Origin of the sequence: Leptolyngbya sp. BL0902 (assembly GCF_016403105.1) — a bacterium.
Taxonomy (GTDB): domain Bacteria; phylum Cyanobacteriota; class Cyanobacteriia; order Phormidesmidales; family Phormidesmidaceae; genus Nodosilinea.
This window is the reverse complement of sequence record NZ_CP046155.1, coordinates 886,025-902,911: the sequence shown is the minus strand read 5'-3', so window position 1 is coordinate 902,911 and position 16,887 is coordinate 886,025. Positions and strand designations below refer to the sequence as shown.

Sequence of the window (16,887 nt, the reverse complement as noted above, 5' to 3'; positions counted from 1 at the left end):
TCCTAACCGATCTCGACCCCGCCCGCTGAAGTCCTCCGACCTGATCCGCTAGGGTAGGCCGCCGCGAACAGCACCAGTAAGTCTGGCTCTTGATGAACCAGACCCCCAAGACCGGAATACCGAGTGCGCTGGCTGTTTTGTACTAACCTTCACGAGAATTGTCATGCTGACCGAGCAATTTCCGTGGCTAACCACCCTAGTTATCCTGCCGCTTCTAGCGATTCTGCCCATTCCCTTCCTGCCCGACCGCAATGGCCAAACCATTCGCTGGTATGCCCTGGGCATAGGCTTTATTGAATTTTCTTTAATCCTCTACACCTTCGCTAATTTCTACGACCTTAACCAGTCTGGTTTACAGCTCGTAGAAAGCTACAACTGGGTGCCCCAAGTGGGCATCACCTGGAGCCTAGCCGCTGACGGCCTAGCCATGCCCCTAGTGGTGCTGAGCGGGTTGGTAACGACCCTGGCAATTCTGGCTTCCTGGAACATCACTAAGCGCCCTCGCCTCTACTTCAGCCTGCTGCTAGTGATGTACAGCGCCCAGGTCGGCGTGTTCCTGGCCCAGGATTTGGTCATGTTCTTCCTGATGTGGGAACTGGAGCTGGTTCCGGTCTACCTCCTGATCTCCATCTGGGGCGGCGCTAAGCGACTCTACGCAGCGACCAAGTTCATTCTTTACACCGCCATCGGCTCTATCTTCATTCTGGTAGCCGCTCTGGCCATGGCCTTCTACGGCGACACCGTCACCTTCAACCTGACGGAACTGGCCCAAAAAGACTACTCGCTCACCTTCCAACTGTTGATGTATGCGGCGTTCCTGGTGGCCTTTGCCGTCAAGCTGCCCATCTTCCCCCTGCACACCTGGCTGCCCGATGCCCACAGTGAAGCCCCCGCTGCGGTGTCGATGATTCTGGCGGGTGTGCTGCTGAAGATGGCGGGCTACGGCCTGATCCGCATGAACATCGAGATGCTGCCCGATGCCCATGTGTACTTTGCGCCCATCCTGGTCATCCTCGGTGTTATCAACGTCATCTACGCCTCCCTCACCGCCTTCGGCCAAGACAACCTGAAGCGCCGCATGGCCTACTCCTCCGTGGCTCACATGGGCTTCGTGTTGATTGGCTGCGCCTCCTTCACCACCCTGGGCATGAGCGGCGCAATGCTGCAAATGATTTCCCACGGTCTGATTGCGGCGGTGATGTTCTTCCTCTCCGGTGTCACCTACGAGCGCACCCATACCCTCGACATGGATGTAATGGGCGGCATGGCTCGCAAGATGCCCACTACCTTCGCCTTCTTCACGGCAGCGTCCATGGCCTCCCTGGCCCTCCCTGGCATGAGCGGTTTTGTCAGCGAAATCGCCGTCTTCCTGGGCTTGGCCACCAGCGATGTCTACAGCACCACCTTCAAAACGGTGATTATCATCGCCGCCGCCGTGGGTGTGGTGCTCTCCCCCATCTACCTGCTCTCCATGCTGCGCCGCATCTTCTACGGAGATACCGGGGCTGTGGTTGCCAAGGTGCCCAACATCATCGACATCCGCCCCCGCGAAGCCTTCGTCGCTGCTTGCCTGCTGGTGCCCATCATCGGGATTGGCCTCTATCCCAAAGTGGCCACCCAGGTGTATGACGTGAAGACCGTGGAAGTAGCCAGCCAAATCCAGAACACCCTGCTGGTGGCTGAGCAACCTGGGAACCTCTATGCCCACGTCTTCACCCTGCCCAGCGCTACGGTGGCCGAGGCTCCGGCCCTCATCACCAGCCAAATCGATTAGGTCTCAAATCTCAAATCAGTCGCTGAGCCCAGGTCGTGAGCCTGGGCTTTTTTTGCCCAAGGGAATAGCCTCCAAGGCCGGGAACCGCTCATGCATGACAATTTCAAGACTGTCAACGAGCCGTCCAACTCCCCTCAAAGCAGTTGTCACACTGAAACTAATGCCTACACAAACCCAACGGCCTAGAGCCCAATGGTTGCCCTGGGCTTTCCCCTCCACTCCAGATTCTTAACCATGGCCAAACGTCGCTGTCCCCACTGCCAAAGCACGACCCTGATCCGATTAGGGGTTCCTGGTATTCGCCAATGCTCCCATTGCAAAGCCTACGTAGATCTGCGTTCTAAGGGCTGGCTAAAACAGTTAATCGGCAAAAAACGAGCGGCCTAGGGAGTCGATGCAGAAGCCCGACTTCTGCCCTGGGCTCCAGAGAACGCCGCCCACCCTGAAGAAACCGGGTTGCTCGCCCAACGCTTAGGGCGACGGATAGCGGCGTACCTGGTATTCCCTAGCATCAATCAGGCGGTAGGGTGCTCCTAGGGTTGCCTGAAAACGCTGATCTATCTGCTCTAAATCGGCTTGGGGAATGGCTTTCCACTGGTCGCGGGTATGCCAGCGGATAACGGCGATCACCTGATCGCTCAAATCCGGAGAAATCCACACTTCCTTGGAGATAAAGCCGGGATATTGGCTGAGGGCGGCGGTCCAAATCTCGTGGTCAACCCGAATGAAGGTTTCTCGGTGTTCGGGTGCCACCGCAAAGGTGAGCCATTCAATGACCATCGGTCTACTCCCTAACGCCCTAGTCGTTGCTCGATCAAGGGGCTGTTTGTTGTCCCTATGAATCAACGATAGCTTGAAATCCCTCCGGCTGAGCCTAGGGATGACAAGCAACAGCGACCCGAGTCGCTACTTACGCTGGGCATCGCAGCACAGGAACACCATGGCCCTAGCGCTCAAGGCATGGGCCATGACACTCCGGCAGCCTGGTTTATTCGTAGCGACGGGTAGGCTTGGGGAGACGGGGTATGGAGACGTTAACGGCTTTAGTAGGTTACTCCTCGGTAGCGGCGGGTTTTACCGGGCTGCTCACCGGAATCAGCCTCTGTGAGGGAAGGGGTGACTTCGGTGGGCGTTGCAGGCGCAGAGTCGCTCGATAACGAAGCGGCGGCGGGCAACGATCTGCCATCGTTGGCAGCCCCACTACCCGATGAGGCGTGCCCATTGAGAGTGCGCAGCCCAGCGGAAACCCAGCTAATATCGTTGAACAGATCTCCACCTGGAGACGCCTGACCCTGATTGAAGCGTTGACGCTCTGGGGAACTGCCATTGCCGGAAGACGGCATGAAGGTATCCTGGGCTTTTGTGGAGGATAGAGTGGTTTTGCTGGGGGTAGACTGACTCATCTGGCGGCGAATGTTGAGCAGCACAGACAGCAAAGCTTTCTCGTTGAGGAAGGGAGCGTCCAGGGAGGCTAGGATCAACCGCATACTGTCCGTCGCTGCACTCATCAGGGTTTCTCGATGGAATCCGTGCAGAAAACCCGTAGCCCCCTGCTGCATTGCCCATCGTCGCTCGGTTTCGGCAATGGGGCCGCGATGGGTACGGGTTAGAAAAATTTCAATCCTGGGAAAGTTTTGCTGGCACCAGCGACAAAACTCGTAGGGGTTGAGGTCGTTGATTTCCGTGTCCAAAATAATGACATCCGGGAGCGTTAGCCCAGCCTCAGCAATTTGCCGAATGCAGTCTACCAAATCCGTCCGGGATGGCTCCAAAATGACGGCTAGGGACTGCGACTTGAGTAAGGCTTGCCAGATCAGCCCCTGCAATCGATTGGCTTGGATAACAAACGCCAGCTTTTGTGGTGAGTCCACGGATAGAAACCCTCAGTTGATAGATGCCTGACAACGGATACCCAATCTGTGAGCTGTGCTAGAGCCTGAGAGTTGATGTCACTCAACGGTCTACGGATGCCCTAAGCTAAAACACTGAAACAAACTTTTATCACCTTAAGGGAGTTGACAGCCTCTAAATGACAAATGGGCTACATATCCGCCAAGTTACTTACGGATTTTGGCAAACTTTAGACTGGAACCTGGCTAATTACAGCTGATGACGGCTGGGCTGTCAGGATAGTTTCAGCCTAGAGGGGCTCTTCAGTGAAATTTCTTATCTCACAGGACGTTCTATCTAAAGATCAGTGTGCCACAGAACAGACGGTTAGCGAGAAAACCCTGCTGGAGGATGGGCGATCACGGTAATCTGTTCTGTAACGATATTCTGTAATGATGTAGTCTTTGCGTCCAGGTTTTGCGATGACGGCCCCCACTCCCGCCCTTTCGGCACAGTATGACCCCACCCAAACGGAAACCAAGTGGCAAACCCGCTGGGAAGAGGCCCAGGTCTTTAAGGCTGACCCCGACCACCCCGGCGAGCCGTTTTGTGTGGTGATTCCGCCGCCGAACGTGACGGGCAGTTTGCACATGGGCCACGCCTTCGAGAACGCCCTGATCGATACCATCGTGCGCTATCAACGCATGGCCGGACGCAATACCCTGTGGTTGCCGGGGACGGATCACGCCAGCATTGCCGTGGCCACGATTTTGGACAAGCAGCTTCAGGCCGAAGGCAAGGCTAAGGAAGACCTGGGGCGAGACGATTACCTCAAACGCGCCTGGGAATGGAAGGCGGAATCCGGCGGCACCATCGTGAACCAGCTTCGCAAATTGGGGGTTTCCGTGGACTGGAGCCGAGAGCGCTTCACCATGGATGAGGGTCTGTCCCATGCGGTGCTGACGGCCTTCACCCAACTTTATGATGAAGGGCTGATCTACCGGGGCAACTACATGGTGAACTGGTGCCCCGCCAGCCAGTCCGCCGTGTCGGATTTGGAGGTGGAACAAAAGGAGGTGGACGGTCATCTCTGGCACTTCCGCTACCCCTTCACCGACGAATCCGGCTATCTGGAAGTGGCCACCACCCGCCCCGAAACCATGCTGGGGGATACGGCGGTGGCGGTGAACCCCAACGACGAACGCTACAAGCACCTGATTGGTAGAAAACTGCGCCTGCCCATCGTGAACCGCGAAATCCCCGTCATTGGCGACGAGTATGTGGATGCGGAATTTGGCACGGGCTGTGTGAAAGTGACCCCCGCCCACGACCCCAACGACTTCGCGATGGGCCAGCGCCACGATTTGCCCATGATCACCGTCATGAACAAAGACGGCACCATGAACGAACTGGCGCGAGACTTTGAGGGCATGGATCGCTTTGAGGCCCGCAAAGCCGTGGTGCAGCGATTGGATGACGATGGCTTTTTGGTGCGGGTGGAAGACTATCGCCACACGGTGCCCTACAGCGACCGGGGCAAGGTGCCCGTAGAGCCGCTGCTTTCGACCCAGTGGTTTGTGAAAATTCGACCCCTGGCAGACAAGGCGCTGGACTACCTCGACAACCACCAAGACCCCCGCTTTGTGCCCGAACGCTGGACGAAGGTGTACCGCGACTGGCTGGTGAACCTGAAGGACTGGTGCATTTCCCGGCAGTTGTGGTGGGGGCACCAAATTCCGGCCTGGTACGCCATTAGCGAAACCAATTGGGAAATCACCGACCACACGCCCTTTGTCGTCGCCGCCACCGAGGAAGAAGCCCGCGCCAAGGCCGAAGCTCAGTTTGGGGATCGCGTCCGCCTAGAGCGTGATCCTGACGTACTGGATACCTGGTTTTCCTCCGGTCTGTGGCCGTTTTCCACCATGGGCTGGCCCGACGAATCCGCCAAGGATTTACAGACCTACTACCCCACCACCACCCTCGTCACCGGGTTCGACATCATCTTTTTCTGGGTGGCCCGCATGACCCTGATGGCAGGCCACTTCACCGACAAAATGCCCTTCGAGACCGTCTACATTCACGGGCTGGTGCGGGACGAAAACAACAAAAAAATGTCGAAATCCGCCAACAACGGCATCGACCCACTGGTGCTGATCAACAAGTACGGCACCGATGCCCTGCGCTATACCCTAATCCGCGAAGTGACCGGGGCGGGGCAGGATATTCGCCTGGAGTACGACCGTAAAACCGATGAGTCGGTGTCGGTGGAGGCCAGCCGCAACTTCACCAACAAGCTGTGGAACGCCTCTCGGTTTGTGATGATGAACCTGGGGGGCCAATCCCCCGCTGATCTGGGCGCACCGGATCTGGACAACCTAGACCTGGCCGACCGCTGGATTCTCTCCCGCTACAACCGGGTGGTGCAAAGCGTGCGGAATCACCTGGACGCCTACGGCATGGGCGAAGCCTCCAAAGACCTCTATGAGTTCATCTGGGGCGACTTCTGCGACTGGTATATCGAACTGGTCAAGCCCCGATTCCAAGCCGAGGGCACCAGCAAACGCACCGCCCAACAAACCCTCGCCTTTGTGCTAGACGGCATCCTCAAACTGCTGCACCCCTTCATGCCCCACATCACCGAAGAAGTGTGGCACACCCTCACCCAAACCGAGGGCGACTTTTTGGCGGTGCAACCCTACCCCGCCGCTGTCTCCAGCCTGATCGACGATCACCTAGAGCAACAGTTCACCCTGCTGTTCAACACCGTCCGCACTGTGCGTAACCTGCGGGCCGAAGCGGGCATCAAACCGGGTCTGCGCATCGAAACCATCCTGGAAACTGACAACCTAGAAGAGCGGCACATTCTGCAATCCACCGCCGCCTACATCAAAGACCTCGGCAAAATTGAGAAGCTGGTCATCGCCGGATCAACGCCTGCCAATGGCCCCGCCACCGCGAGTTCAGCGGAGATCCTCACGCCCGAGGGCGCTGAAGCACCTCCCGCCATCGCGATCACGGTCACTGAGTCCCCAACGGCGACCGTTCCTGCCACTACGGGCACTCCAACCCCCGAACAGGTGGCTGGTGAATTCAAGGAATTCTGGGACGCCATCCGGCCCCTGCTGGAGGATCCCCTCCACTACACCAACACCGCCATGGCGAAAATTAGCCGACCCGGACGCAGTGTGCTGTGGGTGCTAGGGGCGCTCTTTGCCCTCAAGCTAGCCACCAGTCTCATCAGCGCCATCGATAGCACCCCTTTGATTGGTCATCTATTGGAGTTGATCGGTGTTTGGGTAACGGCAGTCTTCATCGCCCAAAACCTGCTGACGGCGAAGGCTCGTCAACACACCTTCCAAACCATTAACCAATGGCGGATCAGTATTTTTGGAGCCGAGAGGCCCAAGGCTCCGGCCCCCGTTGCCGCTGAAGTCGTTACCCCAGAAGGTGCTGCCCCAGATGCGGTGGTTCCTGAAGGTGAAGCAATCCCAGCGACCTCGGAACCCACCGAATCTCGCAAGCTCTTTGCTGGCGTAACGGGCACCGTCCAAGTCCTGATTCCCCTCACGGGCATTGTGGATGTAGACGCCCTTCGCGCCAAGGTCGAAAAAGACCTAGGCAAAGTGGAAGCCGAAATCAAGTCCCTCTCTGGGCGGCTGAGCAATGCTGGCTTTGTGGATAAGGCCCCTGCCGAGGTGGTGCAGGGTGCCCGCGATGCCCTCGCCGAAGCCGCAGCCCAGGCGGCGATGCTCAAGTCTCGATTAGAGCTGCTGTAGGGGGTTTGCCCTCGATAGTCGTGCTTCATCCATTCACTTCCCCAGGCAAGACCTAACGGGTTAGTGGGGGGAGGGGTCGTCTTCCTGAACCCGGTTGCGTCCCTGGTGCTTGGCGTGATAGAGGGCTTGATCGGCGGAACTTTGTAGGTGGCAGAGGTCGCGCTTGACTCGGTCTGTGCCGTGGCTGGCTGCGCCGATACTCACAGTCACCACTGCGCCAGCGCTAGAGTGGGCATGGGGGATGGAGAGTGCTTCCACCGCGATGCGCATTTTCTCGGCAAGGCGGACTGCACCCTCCATATCCGTTTCCGGGAGTAGGGCAACAAATTCTTCGCCGCCGTAACGCGCCACCCGATCAAAGGGGCGTTCGCAGCAGTCTAACAGCGCCAAGGCTACCTGCTTGAGGCAGTCATCACCCGCCCCGTGCCCATAACAATCGTTGTATTGCTTGAAATGATCCACATCTATTAGCAGTAGCGACAGGGGCAGGCCGTTGCGTCGGGCTCGCTGCCACTCTAACTCTGCACATTGATCGAAATAACGCCGATTGGAAATTCCCGTCAGGCCATCCTGCATAGACAGTGTTTCCAGCATTTTCGTCTTGTTCTTAAGTTCTTGTTCGATCAGTCTGCGCTCGGTGATCTCCTGTTCGAGGGCGAGGTTGGTGGCATGCAAGGTGGCTTCTGCTTGTTTTCGTTCGGTAATGTCTTGCTCGAAGCCGAACCAGCGACTATCGCCATTCTCAAAAAATATCGGACGTGACTCAATCAGGACAAAACGTACCTCACCCTCGACCAGAATTCGCCCTTCCCAAACAAACGGCTGGCGTTCAAGCACAACCTGTTGATTCAACTGGTTGAAAGCCTGAAAATCGTCTGGATGAATGACGTCCCAGGCCAGCCTTGGATTGTTAAGCACCTCTTCTCGGCGGATGTGGTTCAGTTCACACCAACCATCGCTGACATACTCAAATTCCATGGTGCCATTGGCTCGCTGCCAAAATACATACACCCCCACCGATACATAGGCCACCAAATCATTGAAGCGTTGCAAGCTTTCGCTCAGGGCAGCCTCGGCCCGCTTGCGGTCGGAAATATCGGTCACTACCCCTTCCCAGACGGTTGTTCCATCCGGCAAGGGACGCGGGTTGGATTCGGCGGTAATCCATCTGACTTCATTATTAGCTGGGATTATCCTGGCTTCGGCAAAGAACGGGATTTTCTCCTTAAAGGCCCGGACATTGCGTGTCATGAAGGCATCAATGTCATCGGGATGAATACGGGCGAAGGGGCTTTGGGGGTCGGCATCGACCTCCTCTCGTGCCAAACCTAACAGATCCAGAAAACGACTACTCATAAAGGCAAATTTTGCCATGGAGCTATCGGCAGGTTGGACCATGGTATAGGTGCCGACAGGGATATTTTCTGTCAGTTCGTAGGCGGTTTTTTCTAGCCGTTGCTCAGCGATACGCAGAGCCTCCTCTGTCTGCTTTTGCACCGTCTGGTCATACATATAGCTGCGAATACCCACTAGACGACCTGCACCATCGCGCAGCAAAATTGTAAAGTCGTAAACCCAGAGATATTGGCCAGATTGGGTTTTGAGCCGATAGGAATCTTCGTAGCGATCAAGGTGCTGGGCAATGTTGTGCTCGAGCCGACCAATAACGGCTTCCACATCGTCGGGATGAATCCGTTGAGTATAGGAAAAGTCAGGCTTTAACATCTCTGCCGGACGATATCCTAGAATTTGCTCGACATTCGAGGAAACCGTCTTGATCGGCCAGTGGCCTGATTGCTTCGTAGCCCATTCGATGGTAAACACTGGCCCTGCGGCAAACAGATCGCGCTCCGTCTGAAGCGCATCCACGGCCTTGCGATTGGCAGCTAACAGCCCAACAATAGCGGCGGAAAAGGCCAGAATAGCGGCAGTCACCCAGCCGTACAGCCACAGGGTCGGGTCGGATAGCGCCTGATACTGTGTCCATCCGCCCATCGGCACGGCCCCCATCTGCCAGTTCCCGTAGGGAAGCTCAATCAACTGGGTGACGGGCTGATCGCTAAAGACCCCTGAATCTCCAAAAAAGACAGGTCCCTGCGCCCCACTGCCGTCCCGCCCTCGAATGGCGAGGCGCAGGGTTGGCTGGTCTGTGAGGCCAGCACCCACAAACACGGCGTCCGCGATCATGACCACTGAGGCAAAGCCCCAAAACTGTTCCTGGTCGGAGGCCGCATCGGGGATATGAATGGGTATGCGGGCAATCAACCCCTCCCCCCCCTGCACCAGGGCCACTGGCCCCGCGAGAACGATCTGATTTAGATCCAACGCCAATTTGACGGCAGCATACTGATCTGGAACGGTGCGGTAATCGAGGCCAATGGCTGCTTCGTTGCCTTCGATGGGGTATACCAGGCGAATCACCATGTCGCGGGCCAGACCGATGTTACGCAGATCCTGTTGCTCCTTGAACTGCACCGCCATGGCGCGGCTGAAATCCTCCTGGGTCAGATTCGGATTCATCGCCACCAGGGATTTCACCCCTGAGACAGAGAAGATATTGGCGTAGATCCGACTCTGGAGGGCCATCGCCAACTCATCGAGATCCTGTTTCACCTGCTCTCTCTGGCGCTGTTGGTGCCGTTCAGACTCGAAACGAATCAACTCTGCACCAATCAACCCGAAGAGAGTCAGGAGCACCGCAAACAGCACCATCCCCAGTACTGTGAGATAGCTGTTGTGCTTTTTCCTGCTCCAAGTCAGCGAGAAAGGCGGTGACATTACAGTGCTTTCATAGGTGTGCATCCCAGATCTCTTCGGCATCTCTCTGCTGTTGAGATCACCATGAACCGTCTGGTGCCGCCGCGATGCACTCAAGTACTGAATAGTTATTCATTTACGGGCAGCCTTGTTGCACCTCGATATTAGCTTGACGTATCACCCTTAAAGCCGAAGGAACCGAAAAAATTCAGCCTACATTCAGCCTACGATGTCGAGTATGGAATCTTAGGCCAGTATTGTCAGTATAAAGAATTCAGGCGAAATCAAGGCCCCCTCCGGTCGCCTCAGCAACGCTGGATTGATGGACAAAACCCCCGCCGATGTGGTGCGGGGTGTCCGCGATGCCCTCACCGAAGCCCAAGCGGCAATTCTGAAGTCTCAATTGGCGCTGCTGTAGACCGCCTGTAGACCACACCTGGTCTCCGGTTCAGCGCCGGGAACTGGGATGCAGGTTCAGATTGAGCACCATTTTCTACGGCCCCTAGGCCGACGCTGGCAATAGCCTGGGGGCATGGCTTCGGGGTGCTGGGGTGGGCGAAGTTGAGCTATGGCCTACCGCTAAAGGTCTGTCCCTAGGGGAAAAGTACCCGGCGATTTTAGGCTCGTTCCGTCGGCGGGGGTGGCCATGGGGTCTGGAATGGGAAAGGCGGGCTGATCTAGCGTGATTTGTAGGGTATTGGAAATGACTACCTCATCTGCGGCTTGGTTCGCTAGGGACCACCGAGCCGGACTGGGGCCTACCGTTCCTGACAGCACATTCAACACGCCCAAGACAACGACGCCAGCCCCAGCCATCGTCACCATGCGAAAGCGCCGATTGAGGCACTGAAAGACTCCGGCCAGGGTGACATCGGCTTCGCAGGTATCGGGGGCGTCATCTTCCCGCAGGCCGTGACGCAACACCATGAGGCGGTCGTATAGACACTTGGCGGTGGGGTCGTGGCTAAGCCAGGTTTGCACTAGGCGACGCTCTTCTGGGGTAACTTCCCCATCGAGGTAGGCACTGAGGAGTTCAAAGCGATCTCGTTTCATCACATCTAGGTCCGAACATATCGCTACAGCGGAACCGAAACGGGGGCTAGACTGGCGATGTTCGCCCCCACGACTTTGGAGTGAACCCGGTGTGTAAGGGGAGATAGACATACCGCAGACAACACCTAAAGTCATAACACTAGACGACAGGCAGCGCCCTTGAGGTTCCCAGAGGGGGTAGACCACGGAGACCGAATAATCTGCCGCTACTGATCATAGTCGGAATTCTCAAAAATCGGTATTCCTTCCTAGCGGTCTTAGCAAGAGCTACAGGAAGAGATCATAATTTTTACGGTTGGGCCACGGTGGGAGCCAATGGTAGGTAGGTCAAATACGCTCTGCAATTTCCAAGGGGATGGCCCTCGCTAGCGCCAGCCCGACTGAAGCCCCCGAGTCGCCGATACCCCACGGGCGATCTGGCTTTGCGGGAGGGCACAGCGGTAGGCTAGGGTTAAAGATCAGTGCCTTTGGAGACCTGCCGCCGTGACTTCGTCCCCTGCCCTTGATCCTTCTCAGCCCGCACCCGCCCCTGCCGCACCTATGGATGTTGCAGCTCTGATCGAGCACCGTCGAAGTTTTCCGGCTCTTCAGCGGGGGCAATATTTTAACTATGGGGGCCAAGGCCCCATGGCATCGGTGGCTCTAGAGGCCATGGCTGAGGCCCATCGCCACATCCAAACTGTGGGGCCGTTTTCCAATACCGTGAACCAGTGGATTGGGGCTGAGGCGGTTCGTACTCGCCAGGTAATAGCAGCGGAACTGGGCACCACCGCCGACACCCTCACCCTCACCGAGGACGTCACGGTGGGCTGCAACATTCCCCTCTGGGGGATGCCCTGGCAAGCGGGGGATCATATCCTGCTGTCGGACTGTGAGCACCCTGGCGTGATTGCTGCGGTGCAGGAAATTGGCCGTCGCTATGGCGTCACCCATAGCACCTGTCCGCTGATGGCCACCGTGAACGGCGGCGATTCCATGGCGGTGATTGAGCAAGCCCTTCAGCCTAATACCCGACTACTGGTCATCAGCCATATCTTTTGGAACACGGGCCAAGTGCTGCCCCTGAAAGCCATTGCCGACCTCTGCCACCAGCGCCCTCACCCGGTACGGGTCTTGGTCGATGCGGCCCAATCTGTGGGGTCGCTGCCCCTAGACTTGCCTGCCCTGGGGGTAGACTTCTACGCCTTTACGGGCCATAAATGGTGGTGCGGGCCAGGAGGCTTGGGGGGGCTCTACGTCCGCCCAGAAGCCATGGAGGCCATCCATCCCACCTTCATTGGCTGGCGCAGCATTACCACCGATGCCGCCGGAAACCCCACCGGATGGCAGCCCAACGGCCAGCGCTTTGAGGTGGCCACCTCCGACTATGCCCTCCAATCAGGACTGCGAGCGGCCCTCGCCCACCAGGCCACCTGGGGCACTGCCGAGGAACGCTATCAGCGGATCTGCCAGCTCAGCCAGCGGCTATGGCACCAGATCATCGCCATGCCCCACCTGCGCCCTGTGCGGCAAACACCGCCCGATTCTGGCCTGATTTCCTTTTGGGTGCTCCAGGACGGCGAGCCCTCCCCCCAACGCCATCGCCACCTGGTCGAAACCCTAGAGTCGGAGGGCATTTTTCTCCGCACGCTGCTGTCGCCCCACTGTGTGCGGGCCTGCGTCCACTATCTAACCCTAGAATCGGAGGTGGATGCCCTGGCGGATCGCCTGAGAGCCCTCGCCTAGCCCCTCCTCCACCTCGATCCTCCTCAGCCAGCCCCCCTCGGTTCAGTCCAGCCCTTGCCCCCCACGTCCGCCGACCTCATGGCTGACCTAGGCGGATCGGATCCCCTACCGCTAAGCGTTGGCCCCCTTGATGGCGGATCACGGTGTTGACCGCAAGGCGATAGAAATGGTTGAACCGCTGGGCCGCTGCCCAAGGCGGCAGGGTGGCTTGCCGCTGGGCCACAAATTGACGCTGAAAGTCGACGGTTTCGGCCCCGGTGAGGGCATCGCGGGTGGGCACAGGGCAGCGCTGGCAAGGGTTGATGCCGTCTATCGTCACTGCTCCCACGGTGAAGGGGACGGGGGCACCCCTGGCGCTGAAGAGGCGATCTTCCCAAAAGGGGGGCACACCGCCAATTTCCAGGTTGCTGCGAAAGCGGCGGCGCACATCCTCTAAGGAGAGCCCTGGATACCACTGGGCCACGGTTTCGAGGGTGGCGGTGCTGATCACCGTTGGCCCAGCGGCAACGGTGTCGTCGGGAAAGCCTACCTCGACGTTGGATTTGAGGGTAACGGGCTGCTGGAGGGCTTGCCCTAGCCAATGGGCCAGCGATGCCAAGTCGTCTGGCAGCCGAAAGGAGGCCGACCCAAAGCCCGCCTTGGCGCAGGTCACAGTCTTTAAATCCGGGCTATAGCTGGCCCGTAGGCCATGGATGGTTGCGGTGCGCTTGGCGTGGATGAAACGTTCTTGGGCATCAAACAGCGCGTAGGTACGGTCTCCCTGGAGGGCTCCCTGGTCTAGCACGGTGGCCTCTAGCACCGATACCCCATCCAAGGACTTGATGGGAAACAAATCAATCCGAGCGAGATAGGGCGTCATGGCAACTCTGAGTCCTTTCTGAGTTCTTTTTGAGTCTTTCCGTATCGTTCAACCCTAGACCGTTTTACCCCAGAGGGAGCCCCCCAAAGGATTTTTCCTAGAGCCGTCTGCCCCAAAAGCTTGGAACCCTAGCCCATCTGCGATGCGAGGGGCGTCACTCCCAGGGCCAAGGCCCGCTTGAGACGTTCAGCATGAACCACAGACCTAGGAGAAGTGGGCCATGATTAGACAAAAATTATCAAAACGATACGAAGGGTTGACTTTTAAGACTTTTTCTGCTCCAATATGACATTGAAATGGCTATATCAATAAAGTTTTAACCATTGACTTGCCGCAATAATTCCTGGATAAAGCCAAAGGAAGGCTACGCTTTCTGGATGGCCCGAACAGGCGGTGGCATCGGTGATTGGAGCTTTTGGCTGTAGTCGTAATCTCCTTGTAATCTCCTGTATCTGTGGACGGGCTTCGGCTCGTCCTTTTTTTGCGCTGGGCTAGGTCGCGCGGCCCTAGGCCAAGGGTGTGAGAATAGCCAAGGCCATACCCTAGCCTGAGCCAGGGCCTACCGTTGTTGAGGCGTTCTATGCAAAACCTGTTTAGCCCCCTACCCGATAGCCCCATCATTGGGTTCACAATTCTGTTGCTCGTCACCCTCACAGTGCCACCCTTGTTTGAGCGACTGCGGCTGCCCGGACTGGTGGGGCTGCTGGCGGCAGGGGTCATTTTGGGGCCAAGTGCGATGGGCTTGCTCAGCCCCGATGGAGAGTTGGAAAAGCTGCTCTCCGATGTGGGCAAAATTTATCTCATGTTTGTGGCGGGGATGGAAATTGACCTGCGCGACTTCAAAAACACTCGCAATCGCTCCCTAGGGTTTGGCTTTACCACTTTTGCCGTGCCCCTAACGGCGGGCATGGTGCTGAGTTTGGCCTTTGGGTTTGGCTGGGTTAAGGCGATTTTAATTGGGTCGCTGCTGGCGTCCCACACCCTGCTGGCCTACCCCATCATCATGCGGTTGGGCATTGCCAAGGAGGTGTCGGTGGGGGCGACGGTGGGGGCCACCATTTTCACCGACATTGGAGCCCTGATGGTGCTGGCCATGTGTGTGGCCGCCCAGGCCGGAGATTTTTCGGCCCAAACGGTGGTCAGTCAGGTGTTTATGCTGGCCACCTTTTCGCTGCTGGTGCTGGTGGGGCTAGATCGGGCGGGCAAGCGCTACTTTCGCCACAACGGCGATAGGGAGGGCAACCAGTTTTTGTTTGTGCTGGCGGCGGTCTTCCTGGCGGCGGTAGGGTCGCAGATGATTAACGTCGATAAGATTGTGGGGGCTTTTTTGGCGGGGCTGGCGGTCAACGATGTGGTAGGCGAGAGCCCCGTGAAGGAAAAGGTGGAGTTTGTGGGGGGAGTGCTGTTTATCCCCTTTTTCTTTGTCTGTATGGGCCTGTTGATTGACCTCGACCTCTTCATGGAGTCGATGACCACAAACTTGGCGTTTACCGTGACCCTCACCGTCGCCCTCATTGGCAGCAAGTTTCTCGCCGCCCTGATCATCAAGCCCCTCTACGGCTACCGCTGGGCACAAACCCTGACGATGTGGTCGCTGTCGATGCCCCAGGTAGCCGCCACCTTGGCGGCGGCACTGGTGGGCCTAGAGCAGGGCATTCTCACGGCCCTAGAGTTTAATGCCGTAATTGTGATGATGCTCGTGACGTCAGTGCTTGGGCCGCTCCTCACCGCCCGCTTTGCCGGAAAGCTGGTGGCCACTCCCGTCTTGAAGGCCAGTGGAGCGTCTCTCCATCGAGAGGATGACCTCCCTGAGACCTTGGAGACCGACCTCGGCCACCTAGCCCCAGAGGCCCATCTGGCCAGCCCCTTCACGGTGGTGGTACCCATCTACAACCCCATCACCCAGCGCTACCTGATTGAGATGGCGGCGCTGCTGGCCAGCCATGAGCACGGTCGGGTGGTGCCCGTCACCATCACCCGCGCCCAGGTACACATGGATGAACCGGGCTTGGCCGCCGCCATTGGCCACGGGCGCAAAATGCTGCAAAGGGCTGAACGGCTAAGCCAAGACTTCAAGGCCGATGCCTTTTCAGTGCTGCGGATTGATGACGACGTCTCTGGGGGCATTACCCGCGCCGCCCGCGAACAAAACGCCAACCTGATTTTGATGGGCTGGAGTCGGCGGGGCTTTCGGGCGCGGCTGTTTGGCACCCTGATTGACGACGTGTTTTGGTCGTCCCACTGTCCGGTGGCGGTGGCCCGCCTGCTGACCGAACCCATCGAGATCCAACGTATTCTGGTGCCGATGAAGGCGATTACTCCCCAGTCCATCCGTATCGCCCGCTTTGCCCAAATCTTTGCCGATACCCACGCCGCCGCCGTTACCCTGCTCCACGTCCACGATCCCTACACCCCTGCCCCCGCCATTGATGCCTTTAAAGCCGAACTGGCCAAGGTCATGGCCGAGGGGCCACCGATTGCCTGGAACGTCCAAACCGTGGATGGCAATGATCCGGCGGAGGTGATTCTCCAGGTGGTTCAGGGGTTTGATCTGGTGGTGCTGCGTTCCATGCGCCGCCGCACCGTAGGGGGCTTGGCCGTTAGCGATGTCACCCACCGCGTTATTGACGAAGCCACCTGTTCCCTCATTCTCTTTGGCGAACCCCACAGCTAGCCGCCGCCCTGGGCCAGGAATTGGGGGGTTGGCCCTAGGCGGTGGCTCCGCGTGATATAAATCAAGCAGTTCGAGGTGAGGGCGATGGGGAAACGCAAGGCATCTGGTGCGGGCGGTGATCGGGCGGTGTATCGAGAGTTTGGCCCAGCGGATCCGATGGCGCGGGCAGTACCGGATCGGCCTCCGAACCAGCAAAAACTCAAGGTGGAAGTGAGCCGTAAGGGACGGGGCGGCAAAACTGTCACTATTATCAGCGGCTTTCAGCACCCACCGGACACCCTCAGCACCCTGGCCAAGCAGCTAAAAGCCCAGTGCGGCACCGGGGGCACCGCTAAGGAGGACAGCATTGAAATCCAAGGCGACCATGCGCCCAAACTGCTGGAACTTTTGGCGGCCAAGGGCTATCAGGTAAAACGCAGCGGCGGGCAATGAAGGTTGG

11 protein-coding genes are annotated in these 16,887 nt (G+C 57.9%); 6 read left to right on the top strand and 5 right to left on the bottom strand.

The window, feature by feature from the left end; all coding sequences use genetic code 11:
- The first annotated feature begins 163 nt into the window (after window positions 1-163).
- The gene (locus tag GFS31_RS04170) at window positions 164-1,774 is read left to right on the top strand and encodes an NAD(P)H-quinone oxidoreductase subunit 4 (protein WP_198807009.1); all 1,611 of its coding nucleotides are present in this window, start codon (window positions 164-166) and stop codon (window positions 1,772-1,774) included.
- A gap of 471 nt (window positions 1,775-2,245) precedes the next feature.
- Here GFS31_RS04170 and GFS31_RS04160 read toward each other — a convergent pair whose 3' ends face one another.
- Together GFS31_RS04160 and GFS31_RS04155 are read right to left on the bottom strand one after the other, a co-directional pair.
- The gene (locus tag GFS31_RS04160; RefSeq protein ID WP_198807007.1) at window positions 2,246-2,554 is read right to left on the bottom strand and encodes a TIGR03792 family protein; all 309 of its coding nucleotides are present in this window, start codon (window positions 2,552-2,554) and stop codon (window positions 2,246-2,248) included.
- 263 nt (window positions 2,555-2,817) lie between these two features.
- Entirely contained in the window at window positions 2,818-3,645 is an 828-nt protein-coding gene (locus GFS31_RS04155; RefSeq protein WP_198807006.1) for a response regulator, read from the bottom strand.
- A 441-nt stretch (window positions 3,646-4,086) separates the two neighbouring features.
- Here GFS31_RS04155 and GFS31_RS04150 point away from each other — a divergent pair, with 441 nt between their 5' ends.
- Entirely contained in the window at window positions 4,087-7,380 is a 3,294-nt protein-coding gene (locus GFS31_RS04150) for a valine--tRNA ligase (RefSeq protein ID WP_198807005.1), read from the top strand.
- Between the two features lie 60 nt (window positions 7,381-7,440).
- On the opposite strand, the gene GFS31_RS04145 is transcribed toward GFS31_RS04150, so the two are convergent.
- Complete coding sequence (locus tag GFS31_RS04145) at window positions 7,441-10,092, bottom strand: diguanylate cyclase (protein WP_198807004.1); 2,652 nt, start codon at window positions 10,090-10,092, stop codon at window positions 7,441-7,443.
- Window positions 10,093-10,393: 301 nt separating this feature from the next.
- On the opposite strand from GFS31_RS04145, the gene GFS31_RS04140 reads away from it, so the two are divergent.
- The gene (locus tag GFS31_RS04140) at window positions 10,394-10,555 is read left to right on the top strand and encodes a hypothetical protein (protein WP_198808023.1); all 162 of its coding nucleotides are present in this window, start codon (window positions 10,394-10,396) and stop codon (window positions 10,553-10,555) included.
- A 161-nt stretch (window positions 10,556-10,716) separates the two neighbouring features.
- On the opposite strand, the gene GFS31_RS04135 is transcribed toward GFS31_RS04140, so the two are convergent.
- Complete coding sequence (locus GFS31_RS04135) at window positions 10,717-11,190, bottom strand: anti-sigma factor family protein (RefSeq protein ID WP_198807003.1); 474 nt, start codon at window positions 11,188-11,190, stop codon at window positions 10,717-10,719.
- A gap of 540 nt (window positions 11,191-11,730) precedes the next feature.
- Between GFS31_RS04135 and GFS31_RS04130 the strand changes: the two genes are divergently transcribed.
- Window positions 11,731-12,915 carry an aminotransferase class V-fold PLP-dependent enzyme gene (locus tag GFS31_RS04130; protein ID WP_198807002.1) on the top strand — a complete coding sequence of 395 codons (1,185 nt, stop codon included), beginning with the start codon at window positions 11,731-11,733 and terminating at the stop codon, window positions 12,913-12,915.
- 76 nt (window positions 12,916-12,991) lie between these two features.
- Here GFS31_RS04130 and GFS31_RS04125 read toward each other — a convergent pair whose 3' ends face one another.
- Window positions 12,992-13,774 carry an MOSC domain-containing protein gene (locus tag GFS31_RS04125; RefSeq protein ID WP_198807001.1) on the bottom strand — a complete coding sequence of 261 codons (783 nt, stop codon included), beginning with the start codon at window positions 13,772-13,774 and terminating at the stop codon, window positions 12,992-12,994.
- 580 nt (window positions 13,775-14,354) lie between these two features.
- Between GFS31_RS04125 and GFS31_RS04120 the strand changes: the two genes are divergently transcribed.
- Window positions 14,355-16,448, top strand: a complete 2,094-nt coding sequence (locus GFS31_RS04120; protein ID WP_198807000.1) for a cation:proton antiporter — start codon at window positions 14,355-14,357, stop codon at window positions 16,446-16,448.
- An 84-nt stretch (window positions 16,449-16,532) separates the two neighbouring features.
- The gene (locus GFS31_RS04115) at window positions 16,533-16,880 is read left to right on the top strand and encodes a translation initiation factor (RefSeq protein ID WP_198806999.1); all 348 of its coding nucleotides are present in this window, start codon (window positions 16,533-16,535) and stop codon (window positions 16,878-16,880) included.
- Window positions 16,881-16,887: the final 7 nt, after the last annotated feature.